Raw genomic sequence first — 16,919 nt, forward strand, 5'->3', positions numbered from 1 at the left:
GTTCAGAGTTTCGGCGTGCGGGCGGCGGCGGCGGCCTCGCGTTCCAGATGACGCGCGGCCCTGAGCGCCAGATCCTCGCGCCAGGGCGGCGCGATCAGTTGAACGCCGACGGGCATCGCGGCGCCACATTCGATGGGCACAGCGGCGACCGGCAGTCCGATGCAGGACACCGGCTGGGTGAATAGCCCCAGATTGGGCCGGACCGCCAGCTCCTCGCCGCGCAGATTCATCGTCTTCTGTCCGATCAGGGGCGCGCTGAACGGCGTCGAGGGCGCGATCAGCAGGTCGACTTCGCGGAACAGCGCCATGACCTGCTCCAGATACCAGCGCCGCACCTGCTGCGCCCGCACCAGCCAGCCGGTCGGCAGCATCGCGCCGGCGAGGAAGCGGTCGCGCGTGTCGGGGTCGAAATCGTCGGGGCGTTGGCGCAGCCGGTTCAGGTGAAGGGCCGCGCTCTCCGCGTTGGTGATGATGAAGGCGGCGGCCCGGCCCGCTTCGGCGCCGGGCACGTCGACCATCCGGTCCGCACCGAGAGCTTTCGCCGCCGTTTCCACCGCCGCCGCGGCGTCGGGCAGGCCGCCGGTGCCGAACCAGCCGCCGGCGATGGCGATACGCAGGCCCTCGATGCTTTTGTCCAGATCGGCCGTGATCGGCTCGGCCGGCCTGCCGGCGACGACCGGATCGCGCGGGTCCGGGCCCTGCATGGCGTCGTAGGCGAGGGCGAGATCGCCCACCGAGCGGGCGAACGGCCCCACATGGTCGAGACTGTCGACGAAGGGGAAGGTGCCGTGCCGCGTCAGCCGCCCGTAGGTCGGCTTCAGTCCGAAGATGCCGCAGAGGGACGCGGGCACGCGGATCGAGCCGTTGGTGTCGGAGCCGAGGCTGATCGGCGCCAGCCCGGCCGCCGTCGCCGCGCCGCTGCCCGAGCTGGAGCCGCCGGACATGCGGTTTGTGTCGTGCGGATTGCGGCAGGCGCCGTCATGAGCGTTCTCGCCGGTGAAGTCGTAGGCGTATTCGCCCATGTTGAGCGCGCCCAGCAGCACGGCCCCTGCGGCCTCGAGACGGCGGACGAGTTCCGCGTCGGCGCGGGCCGGCGGGTTCTCACGGTTGATCTTCGAACCCGCGCGCGTGGTCAGACCCTCGATGTCGAACAGGTTCTTGACCGCAAAGGGCACGCCGGCGAGCGGACCGACGGCCTGGCCGGCCGAACGCCTGCGGTCGATCTCCGCGGCCCGGCTCAGCGCCCGGCGGGCGGTGATATCGGTATAGGCATTCAGCAGCGGGTTGAGCCGTTCGATCCGCTCCAGGTGCCCGCGCACGACCTCGACGGCGCTCATCTCGCCTGCGGCGACACGGCCGGCGATGGCCGCCGCGGTCATGTAGGGCGGCAGCATCAGGCGTCCCGTTCCGGCGGGGTGAATACCGGCGCAAGTTCCAGGCTGTCGGCAGGCACGGGCGCGGCTTCCAGCAACGTGTTCATCCGCGCGGCGAGTTCCAGAAACTGCCGGACGCCGGCTTCCTGAGCGGGCGTTATCCCGAGGTCCAGCGCCGCCGCCATGGCGCGCATGTGGGTTTCGGCGTCGAACGCTTTGGCCATCAGTCGGTCTCCACCGCCTCGAGCGCCCGAACCACCGCGGCGGCGTCGGTGACCCAGCCGAAGATGCCGCCCTGCGCGGCGATCATTCTGAGCCCCGCCTCGTGGAACTCCGGGAAGTAGGAGCCGCAGGCGTCGCCGACGACGATACAGCGGAATCCCCGATCATTGGCTTCGCGTACGGTGGTGTGGACACAGACCTCGGTCGTCACACCGCAGACCAGCAGAGCCTCGATACCCCGGTTGTGCAGCATCAGCTCCAGATCGGTCTGGTAGAAGGCGCCCTTGCCGGGCTTGTCGACCACCGGCTCTCCCGGTGCGGGCGCAAGCGCGGGTATGATCTCATGACCGGGCTCGCCGCGCACCAGGATACGGCCCATGGGGCCGAGGTCGCCGATCCGCATGGCGGGCGCGCCGCGCTCGATCTTGGCCGGCGGCGCATCGCTGAGATCGGGGCGGTGTCCTTCCCGGGTGTGGATGACCGCCAGGCCGGCCCGCCGCGCCGCCTCCAGCACGCGCCCGCACGGACCGATGGCGGCCGCCAGCAGGCCGACGTCATTGCCCAGCGTTTCGCCGAAGCCACCGGGCTCCAGGAAGTCCCGCTGCATGTCGATGATGATCAGCGCCGTGCGCGCCGGGTCGATTTCGATGGCGCCCGGCCGGGCTTCAATCAGCGGTTTCGGCAAGTTCGGCGCTCCCTTTGTGCCGCGCGTCGAGATAGCGCCGCCAGCTTCCGAAAGCGGTGATGTCGCGGGCGTCTCCGGTGGCCGCGGCCTCGCAGAGAAAGCCCTTCACCGTTCCGCCGTCGGCGAGGGCGATGGACCCCAGGCCGAGGGGGGCGGGGATCGCCGCCAGCAGGGCGCCGACCGCGCACGCGGGCAGACGCCAGATTTCCACTTCCACCGCGCCGCCGCCTTGCGGGACGCGGACCAGTCCGGGTCGGGCCGGCTCGGGGCCGGCGAGGGCATAGAAACGATAATTCCCTGCGGTCCTGGCCGGACGGACCAGCGTTCCCCCCAGGTCCCTCAACTCGCCGTTGAGCGACAGGCCGGACATGTGCGCGCCGCAGACGGCGATCTCGAGGACGTCCGTTTCGCTGCCGTGTTTCGGAGGCGCCGCGGCGAGCGGGGACCGCGCAGCGCCGATGAGGGGGGAGGTCTCCTCATGCAGCGCGCCGGCCAGCGCCAGCAGGCGGCGGTCATGGAAGGCCGGCGCCGCCAGAGTCACCCCGAAGGGCATGCCGTCGGGCCGGAACCCGGCCGGTACGGCCACCCCTGCGAGATCGAGCAGGTTCATGAAATTGGTATAGCGTCCGAGATTGCTGTTGAGACGGATCGGGTCGGCCTCGACTTCGGCGATGCGGTAGATGGTGCCCGCGGTCGGCAGCAGCATCAGATCGAGCCCGGCGAGGATGTCGCCGGCGGCGCGGCGCAGTTCGGCAAGGCGATACTCCGCGCGGAACAGATCGGTCGCCTTCGGGTCACGGCCGCCGAGCGTGATCTCCCGCGTGACCGGGTGCAGCGCCTCCGGGTCGCGCTCGATCAACTCCTGGACCGAGATATAGCGTTCGGCGACCCACGGCCCTTCGTAGAGCAGCCGCGCCGCGTCGAGGAAGGGCGTGATGTCGATTTCGACCGGCTCGCCACCGAGCCGTTCCGCGGCGGCGACGGTCTCGTGGAACAGCTTTTCGCAATCGCCGTCGCCGAAAAAGTCGAGATTGGCCGCCAGGGGCACGCCGAGGCGGGCGCCGCGCCAGTCGGACGGGCCCGTGACGTCCTTCGGCATGGCGCGGGAGAATGGATCGGCCGCATCGAAGCCGGCGACGATGTCGGCGACGGCTGCGGCGTCGGCCGCTGTCAGCGCGAAGACGGAAATGCAGTCAAGCGAGCGGCAGGCCGGCACCAGTCCCGTGGTCGAAAGCAGGCCCTTGCTCGGCTTCCAGCCCACGAGGTTGTTGAAGGCCGCCGGGACGCGGCCCGAACCCGCCGTGTCCGTGCCCAGCGAGAAGGCGCAGAGACCCTTCGCCACGGCCACCGCGGAACCGGAACTGGAGCCGCCGGGGACGAAGGCCGGATCGAAGCTGTTGCCGGGCACGCCATAGGGTGAGCGCACGCCGACGAGGCCCGTGGCGAACTGGTCCAGATTGGTCTTGCCGACGATCAGCGCGCCCGCCTCGCGCAGCCGCCGAACGACCTCCGCGTCACGTTCCGGCGCATATTCGAAGGCCGGGCAACCGGCCGTGGTCGGCAGGCCGGCCACGTCGATATTGTCCTTCACCGCGAACGGGATGCCGAGCAGGGGGTGCGTCGCGGGGTCGAGCCCGTCGAGGCGGCGCCCCTCCGCAATGAGGGCGTCCGCCGACATGCGGTTGATCCAGATGGCCGGGTCGGCGGCGTCGCAGCGGCGCGCGACTTCAGCGGCGATCTCGCTGGGCCGGATATCGCCCGCCAGCAGGGCGCGGCGCAGCGCCTCGATGGTCAGCATTTCATCGTCCAGCACGCTCAAGAGACTTCCTCCGCCAGCCGGGCCTTCGCCGCGGCGCTGTCCATCTCCAGGTGCGGCACGGCCTCGATCAGGGCGCGGGTGTAGTCATCCTTCGGACTGGACAGGATTTCGTCCGCCGGACCCTGCTCAACGATCCGGCCGGCGTTCATGACGATCACCCGGTCGCAGAGCAGGCGCACGACGTTCAGATCGTGGCTGACGAACAGATAGCTCATGCCCAGGCGGCGCTTCAGGTCCGCCAGCAATTTGAGCACGATCGCCTGCACCGACACGTCGAGCGCCGAAGTCGGTTCGTCCAGAATCAGCAGCTTCGGCGCGACCGCGATGGCGCGGGCGATGCCGACGCGGGCCTTCTGGCCGCCCGAGAGCTGGTGCGGGAAGCGCCCGAGCAGATCTTCGGGCAGGCCCACCATGCCGGCCAGTTCGACGATGCGCGCCCCGCGCTCGGCGGCGTTGCGCATGCCGTCGAGACGCATCAGCGGATCGGCGATGCAGCGGCGCGCGCTGAACCGCGGGTTGAGGCTCTCCGTGGGATCCTGAAAGACCATCTGGATCAGCCGCCGTTCCGGTCTGAGCGCGAAGTCCGCCGCCGGGATCGCCGCCAGGTCGTGGCCTTCGAACAGGATGCGGCCGGCGGTCGGGTCCATCAGGCGCGTGATCATGTTTGAGGTCGTGGACTTGCCGCAGCCGGATTCGCCGACCAGGCCGACGCTTTCGCCGGCGCGGAGGTGGAAGCTGACGTCGTCGACGGCACGGAAGGGCGGCGTTTCGTCCGCCTCCCGGCCGGTCAGCCGCCGCCACCAGCCGCTGCCGGACGCGGCGCTGAATTCCTTGACCAGGTTTTCCACGGCCAGCAGCGGCGGCCCGTCGGCGGCGGGTGGTGCGGCGACCGGACTCGGACGGCTGGCGGGCGGCTCATCCGAAAGATCCTCGAGGCGGCTGTCGAGGCGCGGCGTCGCCTTGATGAGTTTCCGCGTATAGGGATGCTGCGGATTGGCGAACAGCTCCAGCGTGGCGGCCGCTTCCACGACCTCGCCGGATTTCATCACCACCAGCCGCTGGCAGTACTGGCTCGCCAGTCCCAGATCGTGGGTGATCAGCACGGTGGCCAGATTGCGCTCCCGTCCCAGGTCGCGGATCAGGTCCATGATCGTCTTCTGGGTGGTGACGTCCAGGCCGGTGGTCGGCTCGTCCGCGATCAGCAGTTGCGGGTCGCAGGCCAGCGCCAGGGCGATCATGACGCGCTGGCACATGCCGCCCGACAACTCGAAGGGATAGGCCGAGTAACGCAGCTCCGGATTGCGGATGCGCACGGCATCCAGTGCGTCGATGGCCTTCTTCTTCAGGTCGCGGGAATGGATCGTCGTGTGTCGGCGCAGCACGTCCTCGATCTGGTCGCCGACGGTGCGGATGGGGTTCAGCGCGACGCGCGGATTCTGGAAGATCATGGAGGCCTCGCGGCCCCTGATCTCGCGCAGCGCCCGCTCCGACGCGGTGGTCAGGTCCAGGCCGCGGAAGCGGACATGCCCCGCCGCCACCCGGCCAGAAGCCTCCAGGATGCCCATGATGTTGAAGGCGGTGACGGACTTGCCGGAACCGCTTTCGCCGACGACGCCCAGGGTCTCGCCGCGGTACAATTCGAAGTCGACGCCGCGCACGGCGTGGACGACGCCGCCCCGGGTCCTGAAGTCGACGCTCAGACCCTCCACTGAGAGGATGGGAACGGGATCCTTCGGTTCGGTCATGGCCGCCTCCTCAGGTGCGCCGGCGCGGGTCGATCAGGTCGCGCAGACCGTCGCCCAGCAGGTTGAAGCAGAACACGGCGATCATCAGCGCCGCGCCGGGGAACAGCGCCAGCCACCACTCGCCGGAGACGATGTAGCCGGCGCCCTCGGCCACCATGATTCCCCATTCCGGGGTCGGCGGGCGGACGCCGAGGCCGATGAAGGAAAGGCCGGCGGCATTGAGGATCGCCCAGCCCATGTTGAGCGAGACCTGCACCATCATCGGCGGCAGCACATTAGGGTAGATCTGCGTCGCCAGCAGGCGGATGTCGGAATTGCCCGCCAGCCGGGCCGCCAGGACGAAGCCCGCTTCCCGGCGGACGTTGACCTCGGCGCGGGCGACGCGGGCGTAGAAGGGAAAATTGATGATCGCGGTGGCGTAGATGATGTTCTCGACGCTGTTGCCCAGCGCCGCGACGATGCCCATGGCCAGCACGAACAGGGGAAAGGCCATGATGGTGTCGGTCAGGCGCCCGACGACCCGGTCGATCCAGCCGCCGTAATAGCCGGCTGCCGAGCCCAGCACGCTGCCCGCCATGAAGGAGAGCGCGACCGCCACCACGGCGATGGTCAGGTCCAGCCTCGTGGCGACGATGACCCGGCTGAGCACGTCGCGGCCCAGCTGGTCGGTGCCGAACCAGTGCCGCGCGCTGGGCGGCTGCAGCGCGTTCGCGGAGCTTGCCAGCGGGTCGTAGGGCGCGATCCAGGGCCCGAACAACGCGAACAGGACCAGCAGCGCAAAGATCGACCCGGCGACCAGCGTGACCGGATTCTCGGTCAGGATGTAGCGCAGGTGCTTCAGGAACTCCCGCATGGCTCAGCCCTCCAGTCCGATGCGAGGGTCGACGACGGTGTAGAGGATGTCGATCACCAGGTTCAGCGCCACGTAGAGGAATGCCATGGCGAGCACGAAGCCCTGCACGGCGGCGTAGTCGGAGACGATCAGCGCCTCGATGGCGAAGGAGCCGATGCCCGGCCAGGCGAAGACCTTTTCCACCAGCACGTTGGAGCCGAGCATGAACGAGAAGACCATGCCGAGCGTGGTCAGGATCGGCAGCATCGCGTTGCGGAGTGCGTAGGTGTAGAGCACGGTCGGCCGCGACAGGCCGGAGGCCCGTGCCGTGCGGATGAAATCGCTCGACAGCACGGCCAGCATCGCGCCGCGGGTCATGCGCGCCAGCGGCGCCAGGGTGAAGAGGCCGAGCGTGATCGCCGGCAGGACGAGCTGCGCCAGCGCCGCGCCGAAGGTGTCGATGTCGCCCGCCAGCAGGGAATCGATGGTGAAGAAACCCGTCACGTGCGGCGGGTCGAGATAGAAGATATCGATCCGCCCCAGCGGCGAGGGCGCGATGCCGAGGATGAAATAGAAGACATAGACCAGGAACAGCCCGGTGAAGAACACGGGCAGGGAGACGCCGGCGGTGACGACCACGCGGCAGAGATGGTCGATCCAGCTGTTGGGGCGCGTGGCCGCCAGGATCCCGAGCGGCAGCGCCACCGACAGAGAGAAGAGCAGCGCCAGGAAGGTCAGTTCCAGCGAGGCCGGCATGCGCCGGATCAGCTCCTCCACCACCGGGCGGCCGGTGCTGATCGACTGGCCGAGGTCGCCGGTGAACAGGTCGCCCAGATAGATCAGGAACTGTTCAGGAAGGCTGCGGTCGAGGCCCAGGGCCTGGCGCACCTGCTCGATGGACTGGGCGTCGGCCGCCGGTCCGGCGAAGTAGACCGCCGGATCGCCGGGCAGGGCCCGGGTCAGGATGAAGGTGACGATGATGACGCCGGCGATCGAGGGGACGGCCTGCAGCAGCCGTCCCCCGATCAGCGCAACGGTCGAGCGCCGGGCCATGCGCCGCGCCCCCTCAGGCCTTGCTCAGCCAGCGGGCGTCGAGCTGGCGGTGGAAGTAGAACTTGTAGCCCGAGACATTCGGCTGCATCGCCACGTCCAGATAGGGCTGGAAGACGGGGATCAGCGGCACCTCGTCGAAGAAGGTGGCGATGAGCTGCTTGATCTTCGGCGCGTAGTCCGGGTGCTCCACCGGCAGATGCAGGGCCTCTTCGGTCACCGTCTCGACGGTCTCGTTGCGGTACTTCATGGAGTTGAACAGCCGCCCGTCCTGATAGACCCAGAAGGCGTAGTAGTCGGGGTAGTTGAGCCAGCCGCCGAAGTTCTTGATGTGCATCGGCCACTTCTTCTCGATCAGCACCTGGGTGCGCCAGTTGGCGCCCGGCACCTTCTCGACCGCGGTGCGGATGCCGACCTTGCCGAGTCCTTCCTGAACCAGCAGGGCCATCGGTTCGGACCACTGCGCGAAGCCGAGGTTGAAGGCGAAGGGCACCTCGAAACCGTCCGCGTATCCGGCCTCCGCCAGCAGTGCCTTCGCCTTGTCGTAGTCGGTCGAGTAGGGGAAGGGCTGCGGCCAGCTGATGTCGGCCGGCTCGAAGGATGCGCCGCCCCACATGGGAATGCCGCGCTCGAAAGCGGCCTGTTTGAAGATCTGCTCATAGGGAATGGCGTAGGCCACGGCCTGGCGCACCCGCTTGTCCTGGAAGGGGCCGTAGGTGGTGTCGAGGCCGATGGCGATCATCGAATTCTCGATCGGCGCCGCGGCCACCGTGTACCTGCCCGAGGCCATGAGTTCGGCGAAATCCTTCGGCGGCAGGTCCAGCGAGATGTCTGCGTCGCCGCGCTCCAGCAGCGCCCGGCGGGTCGAGGACGAGGGAATCTCGCGCATGATGACCCGCTCGACGCCGGGCAGGGGACCGCATTTCCAGTCGTCGAAGCGCTTGTAGACCACCTGCTGGCCCGGATCCCAGCGCTCCAGCATGAAAGCGCCGCTGCCCGCGGGATTGCGGTGCAGGTACTCGGTCGCCCAGGGGTCGTCCTGGGTGGCGTTGGCCTTCGCCACTTTCGAGTTGATGATGATCGGCACGGGCACGGCCAGATCGGGCATGGTCAGCTTGGAGGGACGCAGGAAATCGATGCGGAAGGTCTTTTCGTCGACCGCCGTGAACTGCTCGGGCTTCTCCAGCAGACCCGCGCGCATCTGCGTGGTCGGGAAGCCGCCGACCGAAACGGCCCGGTCGAACGACCATTTCACATCCTCGGCCGTCACCGGCGACCCGTCCCAGAAGACCGCGTCCGGCTTCAGCTTGAAGGTCACCGAAGTGCCGTCCGCCGCGAACGCCCAGCTTTCGGCCAGTTCCGGCGTGAGATTCTGGTAGTCGTACATCTCCGTGCCGTCGGCCAGCGTCTTGGTTCCGAAGCCGACCAGGCGGTCGTACAGGTTGACCGCGATGGCATAGCTCGGCCGGTTGGTGCCGGCGCGGTGGATGTCCATGCTGTTGACGGTGCTGCCGACGACGACCAGCAGCGTGTCCGCGCGGCCCGCCGCCTGCGGCGCGCCGAAGGGCGCCAGCATCGGCACCGCAACCGCGCCCGCGCCGTATGCCGTCAGCTTGAGAAAGTTGCGCCTGTCCATTGTTCTGCTCCCTGTCTCCGCGGCGGACGCCGCGACCCTGAGGTGGAGCTAGCAAGCAACAGGCCAGAAAAATTCATATTAAAAAACAAATGATTAGGAAATATTGCATGCAATTATCGAATGCCTGCGCCCGTTCCTTCGGCAGTGCGGGCGCAGCACCTCGGCGCGACCTGCCAGAAGGGTTTGTAAATATTTCAATGAATTCAATATATTACGTCGATCTGGTCTGATCGATGGCGAAAATATGTGCGCTGCACAATTCGGTCGCACAGTGTCGGCGAATTCGGCATTTTGTATGCAGTACAATTCAATATATTGATTTCAAATAATAAATCAGGATCGATCCGTATCGAGATTGAGCGTCTGCGCGACATAGCTCATGGAAGCGTCCTTCACGGTCCGGATATGCGCGCGCATGGCCTGATAGGCCCGTTCGCCGTCGCGCCGCCGGATGCCGGCCACGACGTCGCCATGCTCGTCGTATGAGGCCGCCACGCGGCCGGCGACCGAGAACTGGGCTCGGCGATAGGGCGCCACCCGCCGGCGGGCCTCCAGGGTCGTGTCCACCAGCATGTCGTTGTGAGTGCCGCTGTAGATCGCATTGTGAAAACGGCGGTTGAGCACCTCGTAGGCCTCGTGGTCGCCGTTCTCCACGGCGATGCGGGTCTCCTCGTGCAGCGCCAGCAGTTCGCCGAGTTCGGCTGCGGTCATCCGTTCGGCCGCCAGGCGCGCGCAGGCGGCTTCCAGCTCGGCCATGACCTCGAACATCTGGCTCAGGCGCTCGGCCGTGACCTGGCGGACGACGGCGCCGACATGGGGGCGCTTTTCCAGCATGCCCATGGCGACCAGCTGACCGATGGCTTCCCGGACCGGCGTGCGGGAGACGCCGAAGCGGTCGGCCAGACCCTGTTCGTCCAGCTTCGCGCCAGGCTTCAGCCGGCCGTCGAGGATGTCCTCGGCGAGTTTCTGTGTCAGCAGTTCCACCCGGGTCATACGGCCGCCGCCGCGCCCGGGCGGTCTGCCGGCGGCCGTCCTTGCCACGCGCGCCACCCGTTCCCGATTCCGATGCCCGGCGAGGATGCGCAACGGCGCGCGCCGGCGCCAGCCTCTTTCGCGGCGGGCGCCGGGGTTCTCAGCCCTCCATCTCGCGCAGGGCCGCCAGGACGCGCGTGGAATCGCTGACGAAGCCGAAGCATTTCCTGACATTCCAGACCGTGGCCTCGGTGCAGAAGTCCGGCGAGGTGGTGGCGCAGCAGTCCTCCAGCAGGATGCAGCCATAGCCCAGGAAGTTGGCGTCGGTCAGCGAATGCAGCACGCACTGGTCGGTGTTGACCCCGGCGAACAGGATGGACCGCGTGCCCAGATTGCGCAGGATGCTGTCCAGCGGCGTATCCCAGAAGCCGCTGATGCGGTGTTTGTCGACGAAGATGTCGCCCGGATCGGTGTCGAGCTCGTCGACGATGGCGGCGGCCCAGCTGTCCTTCTGCAGCACGGGTGCGCCGCTGGCGGGCAGGGGCTCGCCCAGGCCGATGCCCGATCCGTCCGGCTTGTAGAGGTGGATCTGGTTCGGCGGCATGTTGGCCAGGTCCGCCCGGTTGCCCCAGTTGACCCAGACGATCGGCACCCCGGCTTCGCGGAGGGGCGGAATCAGCTTGTTCAGGGGCTCGATGGGGCGCCTGTCCGGCGTGTAATCCTGCCCCAGATGGTCGACCCAGCCGCCCGGGGCGCAGAAGTCGTTCTGCATGTCGATGACCACCAGCGCGGTTCGGTTCAGGTCGCAGACCACCGACTGCGGCTCGGCAGCGATGGCGGCGCGGCGCGGCTCGGGAAGCGGCATCGCCATGTCGACAACGGTCTCGTCGACGCGCCAGTGATAGCTGTCGCCCGCGCCAAGCCGGCGCCGCGCCCTGCCCGCATCTGTCGGCGGCTTGTTCATTCCCGATCCCTCCCTCACAGGATTTTCCGTCCATACCGGCTGCAAGACCCGCACCAGTGGGGACCGCACCTACGCGGCCATCGGGGACCCGGCACTGCCCACAAAATGGCCACGCATGCCCCGCCGGCGTGCAACGAGTTGCGTCGGCCGGCGCAATTTCCCTAGGCTTGTCCGGAGACGTTCTGGAGACATGGCATGGCCGACACGGCGCCCGCGCGGCAGACGGATGCGATCGACGAATGGCTCGGCCGTTTCGAGCGGGCGCTGGCCTCGGGCGAGGCGGCGGCGATCGCGCCGCTGTTCACCGAGGACTGCCATTGGCGCGACGTGGTGGCGCTGACATGGACGATCGGAACGGTCAGCGGCCGCGCCGACGTCGCCGGCGCTCTGGCGGGTCACGCCACTGAAACCGGCCCCTCGGGCTTCCGGGCCGCACGCGACCGGACAGCGCCGCGGACGGTGCAGCGCGCGGGCGCGGAGTGCGTCGAGGCATTCTTCGATTTCGAGACCCGCCTCGGCGTCGGCACCGGCATTCTGCGGCTGCGCGCTGGCGCGGATGGCGAACCCAGGGCCTGGACCCTGCTCACCGCACTCGACGAATTGAAGGGCCACGAGGAGAAGCTGGGCGACAACCGCCCCACCGGCCAGTCCCATTCCCGCGATTTCCGGGGGCCGAACTGGCTGGACCAGCGGCAGGCGGCTGCCGCCTATGCGGAGCACGATCCGGCGGCGATCGTTGTCGGCGCGGGCCAGGCCGGACTCGCCATCGCGGCCCGCCTCGGCCAGCTTGGCGTGGACACGCTGGTGGTCGAACGGCACTGGCGCGTCGGCGACAACTGGCGCAAGCGCTACCACGCCCTGACGCTGCACAATCAGGTGCAGGTCAATCACCTTCCCTACATGCCGTTTCCGCCCAACTGGCCCACCTATATCCCCAAGGACAAGCTGGCGGGCTGGTTCGAGGCCTATGCCGAGGCCATGGAGCTCAACGTCTGGACCGGAACCGAGTTCGAAGGCGGCGAGTGGGACGCGGCGGCGGGCCGCTGGACGGTTTCGCTCCGCCGAGAGGACGGTTCGCTCAGGACCATGAACCCGCGCCACGTGATCATGGCCACCGGCGTCAGCGGCATTCCCGACCGCCCGGAGATCCCGTCGCTGGAGAACTTCCACGGGCCGGTGATGCATTCCGCCGAGTACCGCGACGGGGAAGACTTCGCGGGCCGGCATGCCATCGTCATCGGCACGGGCAACAGCGGCCACGACATCGCCCAGGATCTCCATTCCAGCGGCGCACGCGTCACCATGGTCCAGCGCAACCCCACCATGGTGGTCAACATCGAGCCGAGCGCCCAGCTTCCCTACGCGCTCTATTCCGAAGGCCCGCCGCTGGAGGATTGCGATCTGATCGTCGCGAGCACGCCACTGGCGCTGGCGCGAAAGGCGCACCAGGCCTTCACCGCGAGATCCCGGGAAATCGACCGGGAATTGCTCGACGGGCTGGAACGCGCCGGCTTCCGCCTCGACTATGGCGAGGACGATACCGGCTGGCAGTTCAAGTACCTGACCCGCGGCGGCGGATATTACTTCAATGTCGGCTGTTCCGACCTGATCGCCGCCGGCGAGATCGGGCTGGTGCAATGGGACGAGATCGAGTGTTTCGACGAGCGCGGTATGATGTTGCGCGACGGCGGACGGCGGGATGCCGATCTGATGGTGCTGGCCACCGGCTACCGGGAACAGGAATGGCTGGTGCGGCGCCTGTTCGGCGATGCGGTGGCCGACCGGGTGGGACCGATCTGGGGCTTCGGCGAGGACCAGGAGCTACGGGCCATGTTCCGCCGCACGGGCCAGCCGGGGCTGTGGTTCATCGCCGGCAGTCTGGCGCAGTGCCGCATCTACTCGAAATACCTCGCGCTGCAGATCAAGGCCCAGGAGGAAGGGCTGACCGGCTAGCTTCCGCGGACAGAAGACGTTGCAGCACGCGCCCGTGAAACTCTCCCGTCTCGCTCGCCGCTTGAACCGCGCGGCGCAAGCGGCGACCATCGCCCTCTGAAACAGGGGAGGCGAAGCGATGGAAAAGATCGGCCGGCTGGGCGTCTGGTACGCCACGCACAAGTTCGACGCGGCACAGCTCAGGGGTTTCGCGCGGCAGGTGGAGGCGCTGGGCTACGCCGCGCTCTGGTACCCGGAATCGGTCGGCTACGAATCCATGGCCCAGGGCGCGTTCCTGCTGGGCCAGACCGAGCGCCTGCTGGTCGGCAGCTCCATCGCCAGCATCTACGCCCGCGACGCCTTCGCCGCCCGTCAGGGCCACATGACGCTGAACGCGATCTCCGGCGGGCGTTTCATGCTCGGGCTCGGAGTCAGCCACGCGCCCATGGTGGAGCGGCTGCGCGGCCACAGCTACGGCAAGCCGCTCGCGGCCATGCGGGAGTATCTGACGGCGCTGCGCGGCAAGGATGGACCGGGCCTCGACGATCCCTCGCGCACGACCTTTGTCGCTGCGCTGGGGCCGAGGATGCTCGACCTGGCGCGTGAGATGACCGCCGGCGCCATCCCCTACAACGTCACACCCGAGCACACCCGCCGCGCCCGCGAAGCGCTGGGGCCGGAAAAGTGGCTCTGCGTCGAGCAGAAGATCTGCCTGGAGACGGACAAGGCGCGCGCGCGCCACCTGGCCCGGAAGGAGCTGGAGCGCTACATGCCGTTGCCGAACTACCGCAACAACTGGCTCAGGCTGGGCTTCACGGAAGACGAGCTGGCCGACGGGGGCAACGACCATTTCCTCGACGCCATGGTCGCCAATGGCGACGAGGCGGCGATCCGGGCCGTCGTCGACGCGCATTTCGAGGCGGGCGCGGACCATGTCTGCATCCAGCCCGTGCACGCCCCCGACGATGTGAAGGCGCCGGGCCGGATGCTGGCCGCCTTCGCGCCGTTCGAATAGGGAGGGCGCGGGTCATGAGCCAGCTCGTCCTCTACATGGTCAAGTACGAAAACGACCAGAAACGCGCCATGGTGAAGAACCCCGACATGCGCGACCGCGCCGCGATCCACCGCAAGGCCATCGCCGATTTCGGCGGCAGGCCTATCGCCCAGTTCGGCAGCTATGGCGAATACGACATGGTCTACATCTACGAAATGCCGGACGACGCGGCCCTGGTTGCGAACCTCCACCTGACCGACTCGTTCGGGCTGGCGAAATACAGCAAGGCCATCCCGCTGATGGACATGGAGGACTTCGTCCGCTCCATGGCCCTGGCCGACGAAACGCCGACCGACTACAGCCCCGCCGGCGAATAGACCGTCTCGGTCCGGCGGATGTGACGCACCGCTTACGTGGGCGGTGGCTCATTGAAGCGCGCCGCCCGGCGGCCAACCTCTCCCCATGAATGGATCAGCGTAGCGCGCCTTCCTTGTCGGCCAATGAAGGCGGGAACAATGAGTGGAGGCCGAGAGATGCAGAACTTCATCTACATCACCGTGGGTCTGGCGGCCCTTCTGGCGGTCATGGTGGTCGTGGGGATGTTCTGAACGGTCAGACGCCTGATACCTCGCGGCGCACGATTGCCGCGCCCTCGGCCAGCGCCTTGAGCTTGCCGAAAGCGACATCGCGCGCGAGGTATTTCATCCCGCAGTCCGGCGCCGCGATCAGCCGTTCCGCCGGCAGGTGTTGCAACGCGCCGCGCAGCCGCCGGGAGACGGTTTCCGGCGTCTCGACGGCTTCGTCGCCCAGATCTAGCACGCCGTAGACGATCCGCTTGGACGGCAGGCGCTCGACGATGGCCGGGTCCAGCTTCGGTTGCGCGGCCTCGATGGAGATGGCGTCGGCCGAACAGGCATCGAGTTCGGCGAGGAACGAGTAGCCCGAGGGCTTGTCCTTCACGACATAGGCATAGCCGAAGCAGACATGGACCACGGTCGGTCCTGCGATGCCTTCCAGCGCCCGGTCGATGGCGGCGACGCCGAAGCGGCGCGCTTCCTCCGGGTGGGCCTGCATGTGCGGCTCGTCGAGCTGGATGACGTCCGCGCCGGCCGCCTTGAGATCGCGGATCTCTGCGTTCAGGACGTCGGCATAGGCCGCGATCAGCGCTTCCTGGTCGCCGTAATGTTCGTCCTTGGCCATCTTCGCCATGGTGAAGGCGCCCGGCAGGGTGATCTTGATGGGTTTCTCCGTCTGGCCGCGCAGGAAGGCGACCTCGCGCGCCTGCACGGGCTGCGTGCGGCGGATGGGCCCGACGACCCGGGGGACCTCCGTCGGCTTGCCGGTGCGGCCCGGGACGGTGCCCGGATTGTCGATGTCGATTCCCTCCAGGGCATTGGCGAAGTGGTTGAAATAGCTCTCGCGCCGGACTTCGCCGTCGCCGACCACGTCGATTCCTGCACGCTCCTGATCGTGCAGGGCGACGAGTGTGGCGTCGTCCTGCGCTTCCTCGCGAACGTCCGCCGAAGGCCGCCACACCTGCGCCATCCGCACCCGTGGCGGGGCGCTGCCCAGCAGGGCGTCGCGGTCGACCAGCCATGCCGGCTGGGGATAGCTGCCGACCAGCATGGTCGGGATGAGCCGGTCGAACATGGCGCCTCTCCTCAGATGATGGCGATGGCGTTGGCGGGCGAGCCGATGCCGCCGGGCAGGTTGAGCGGCACCGCGGTCATCATGAAGGTCCATTTGCCGGCCGCGCGGCACTCCCGGGTGAGCGCGCTGAAGTCCAGCATCTCCCCCAGGCAGAAGCCCATCAGCGGCAGGACGCGGCGGTGCAGCGAGCCGATCGCCGGATCGCCCGGTATGACCTCCACCGCCGGGTTGTCGCAGGCCAGCACCGCCGGGTGCCAGTTCCACAGCCGCCGTGCTTCCTCTTCGGAGGCGTTCAGGCCGGCGTGACTGATGTTGCCGACGTAGTTCTCCCGGGCCGTGCGGTCGAGGGCGCGGTAGGCCTCGACCCAGCCGAAATGCAGGCAGAGCATGTCGCCGGGCTCGATAGTGACGCCCTGATGCGCGGCGACGGCTTCCAGCTCGGTGGCGGTCACGGCGCGGGGCTTCAACGCGTGGTAATCTTCGCCACGGTCAGCGAACCAGCCGGCGACGTCGAGCAGGACGCCGCGGCCGACCATCCCGTGCTCGACCCAGTGCTCGATCCCCAGCCGGCCCGGGCCGGGCTTGAAGTCCTCCGTCACGCCGCCCCAGTAGCCGAATTCCCGGGCGCGGACATGGCGCAGGCTGTCCCACTGGCTCGAAGCCTGCGGGTAGAGCGAGTCCAGCCGGTCGTCCAGCGTGTTGCGGTCCAGGTTGAATATCTCGTGACGGAGCGGCTGGCGGCCGAAAAGCGGCGGATCGGGCTCGTTCAGCGGCAATGACAGGTTCACCACCCGGCCCTGGCGGATCTCCTTCGCCGCCGCCAGCCGGCATTCGGGCGTCAGCAGGTTGATGCAGCCCAGCTCGTCATTCTCGCCGAAGACGCCCCAGGCGTGGCGCAGGCCGATCTTCTCGATCACCGGCAGGTCGTCATAGTCCGGCAGCTTCCAGGTCACCTTGCACCTCCCCGCGGCGTTTCTCCCCGCGAGGAAGGCTAGGGGGCGCTCCTCTTGCTGTCATCCCCGTTCGCGCGCGTGCGGACGAGGCT

15 protein-coding genes are annotated in these 16,919 nt (G+C 68.2%); 3 read left to right on the forward strand and 12 right to left on the reverse strand.

The window, feature by feature from the left end; translation table 11 throughout:
• Positions 1–2: 2 nt before the first annotated feature.
• The 10 genes from CWC60_RS18535 to CWC60_RS18580 form a co-directional block, all read right to left on the reverse strand.
• Complete coding sequence (locus CWC60_RS18535) at positions 3–1,394, reverse strand: AtzE family amidohydrolase (RefSeq protein WP_109795415.1); 1,392 nt, start codon at positions 1,392–1,394, stop codon at positions 3–5.
• Positions 1,394–1,597: a DUF4089 domain-containing protein gene (locus tag CWC60_RS18540; RefSeq protein WP_109795416.1), complete on the reverse strand. Its 204-nt coding sequence runs from the start codon at positions 1,595–1,597 to the stop codon at positions 1,394–1,396. The genes CWC60_RS18535 and CWC60_RS18540 overlap by 1 nt, the downstream gene beginning before the upstream one ends.
• Positions 1,597–2,280, reverse strand: coding sequence for a cysteine hydrolase family protein (locus tag CWC60_RS18545; protein ID WP_109795417.1), 684 nt, complete (start codon positions 2,278–2,280; stop codon positions 1,597–1,599). Before CWC60_RS18545 ends, CWC60_RS18540 begins: the two co-directional genes overlap by 1 nt.
• Positions 2,261–4,093, reverse strand: a complete 1,833-nt coding sequence (atzF, locus tag CWC60_RS18550; RefSeq protein WP_241147954.1) for an allophanate hydrolase — start codon at positions 4,091–4,093, stop codon at positions 2,261–2,263. Before atzF ends, CWC60_RS18545 begins: the two co-directional genes overlap by 20 nt.
• A gap of 2 nt (positions 4,094–4,095) precedes the next feature.
• Positions 4,096–5,844, reverse strand: a complete 1,749-nt coding sequence (locus tag CWC60_RS18555; protein WP_109795418.1) for a dipeptide ABC transporter ATP-binding protein — start codon at positions 5,842–5,844, stop codon at positions 4,096–4,098.
• Between the two features lie 10 nt (positions 5,845–5,854).
• Positions 5,855–6,697: an ABC transporter permease gene (locus CWC60_RS18560; protein WP_109795419.1), complete on the reverse strand. Its 843-nt coding sequence runs from the start codon at positions 6,695–6,697 to the stop codon at positions 5,855–5,857.
• A 3-nt stretch (positions 6,698–6,700) separates the two neighbouring features.
• A complete protein-coding gene (locus CWC60_RS18565; RefSeq protein ID WP_109795420.1) occupies positions 6,701–7,729 on the reverse strand; it encodes an ABC transporter permease in 1,029 nt (342 codons plus the stop codon).
• 13 nt (positions 7,730–7,742) lie between these two features.
• Positions 7,743–9,362 carry an ABC transporter substrate-binding protein gene (locus tag CWC60_RS18570; RefSeq protein WP_109795421.1) on the reverse strand — a complete coding sequence of 540 codons (1,620 nt, stop codon included), beginning with the start codon at positions 9,360–9,362 and terminating at the stop codon, positions 7,743–7,745.
• A gap of 333 nt (positions 9,363–9,695) precedes the next feature.
• Positions 9,696–10,355: a GntR family transcriptional regulator gene (locus CWC60_RS18575; protein ID WP_109795537.1), complete on the reverse strand. Its 660-nt coding sequence runs from the start codon at positions 10,353–10,355 to the stop codon at positions 9,696–9,698.
• A 139-nt stretch (positions 10,356–10,494) separates the two neighbouring features.
• A complete protein-coding gene (locus CWC60_RS18580) occupies positions 10,495–11,298 on the reverse strand; it encodes a cysteine hydrolase family protein (RefSeq protein ID WP_109795422.1) in 804 nt (267 codons plus the stop codon).
• 195 nt (positions 11,299–11,493) lie between these two features.
• On the opposite strand from CWC60_RS18580, the gene CWC60_RS18585 reads away from it, so the two are divergent.
• The 3 genes from CWC60_RS18585 (at position 11,494) to CWC60_RS18595 (ending at position 14,601) form a co-directional block, all read left to right on the forward strand.
• Complete coding sequence (locus CWC60_RS18585; RefSeq protein ID WP_109795423.1) at positions 11,494–13,251, forward strand: flavin-containing monooxygenase; 1,758 nt, start codon at positions 11,494–11,496, stop codon at positions 13,249–13,251.
• A gap of 118 nt (positions 13,252–13,369) precedes the next feature.
• Positions 13,370–14,245: a TIGR03620 family F420-dependent LLM class oxidoreductase gene (locus CWC60_RS18590; RefSeq protein ID WP_109795424.1), complete on the forward strand. Its 876-nt coding sequence runs from the start codon at positions 13,370–13,372 to the stop codon at positions 14,243–14,245.
• A 14-nt stretch (positions 14,246–14,259) separates the two neighbouring features.
• Complete coding sequence (locus CWC60_RS18595; protein ID WP_109795425.1) at positions 14,260–14,601, forward strand: GYD domain-containing protein; 342 nt, start codon at positions 14,260–14,262, stop codon at positions 14,599–14,601.
• A 235-nt stretch (positions 14,602–14,836) separates the two neighbouring features.
• Here the strand turns inward: CWC60_RS18595 and CWC60_RS18600 are convergent, their stop codons facing one another.
• A complete protein-coding gene (locus CWC60_RS18600) occupies positions 14,837–15,874 on the reverse strand; it encodes a uroporphyrinogen decarboxylase family protein (RefSeq protein ID WP_109795426.1) in 1,038 nt (345 codons plus the stop codon).
• A gap of 11 nt (positions 15,875–15,885) precedes the next feature.
• Complete coding sequence (locus CWC60_RS18605) at positions 15,886–16,827, reverse strand: cyclase family protein (protein WP_109795427.1); 942 nt, start codon at positions 16,825–16,827, stop codon at positions 15,886–15,888.
• Positions 16,828–16,919 lie beyond the last annotated feature (92 nt).

The organism is Minwuia thermotolerans, assembly GCF_002924445.1.
Taxonomy (GTDB): domain Bacteria; phylum Pseudomonadota; class Alphaproteobacteria; order Minwuiales; family Minwuiaceae; genus Minwuia; species Minwuia thermotolerans.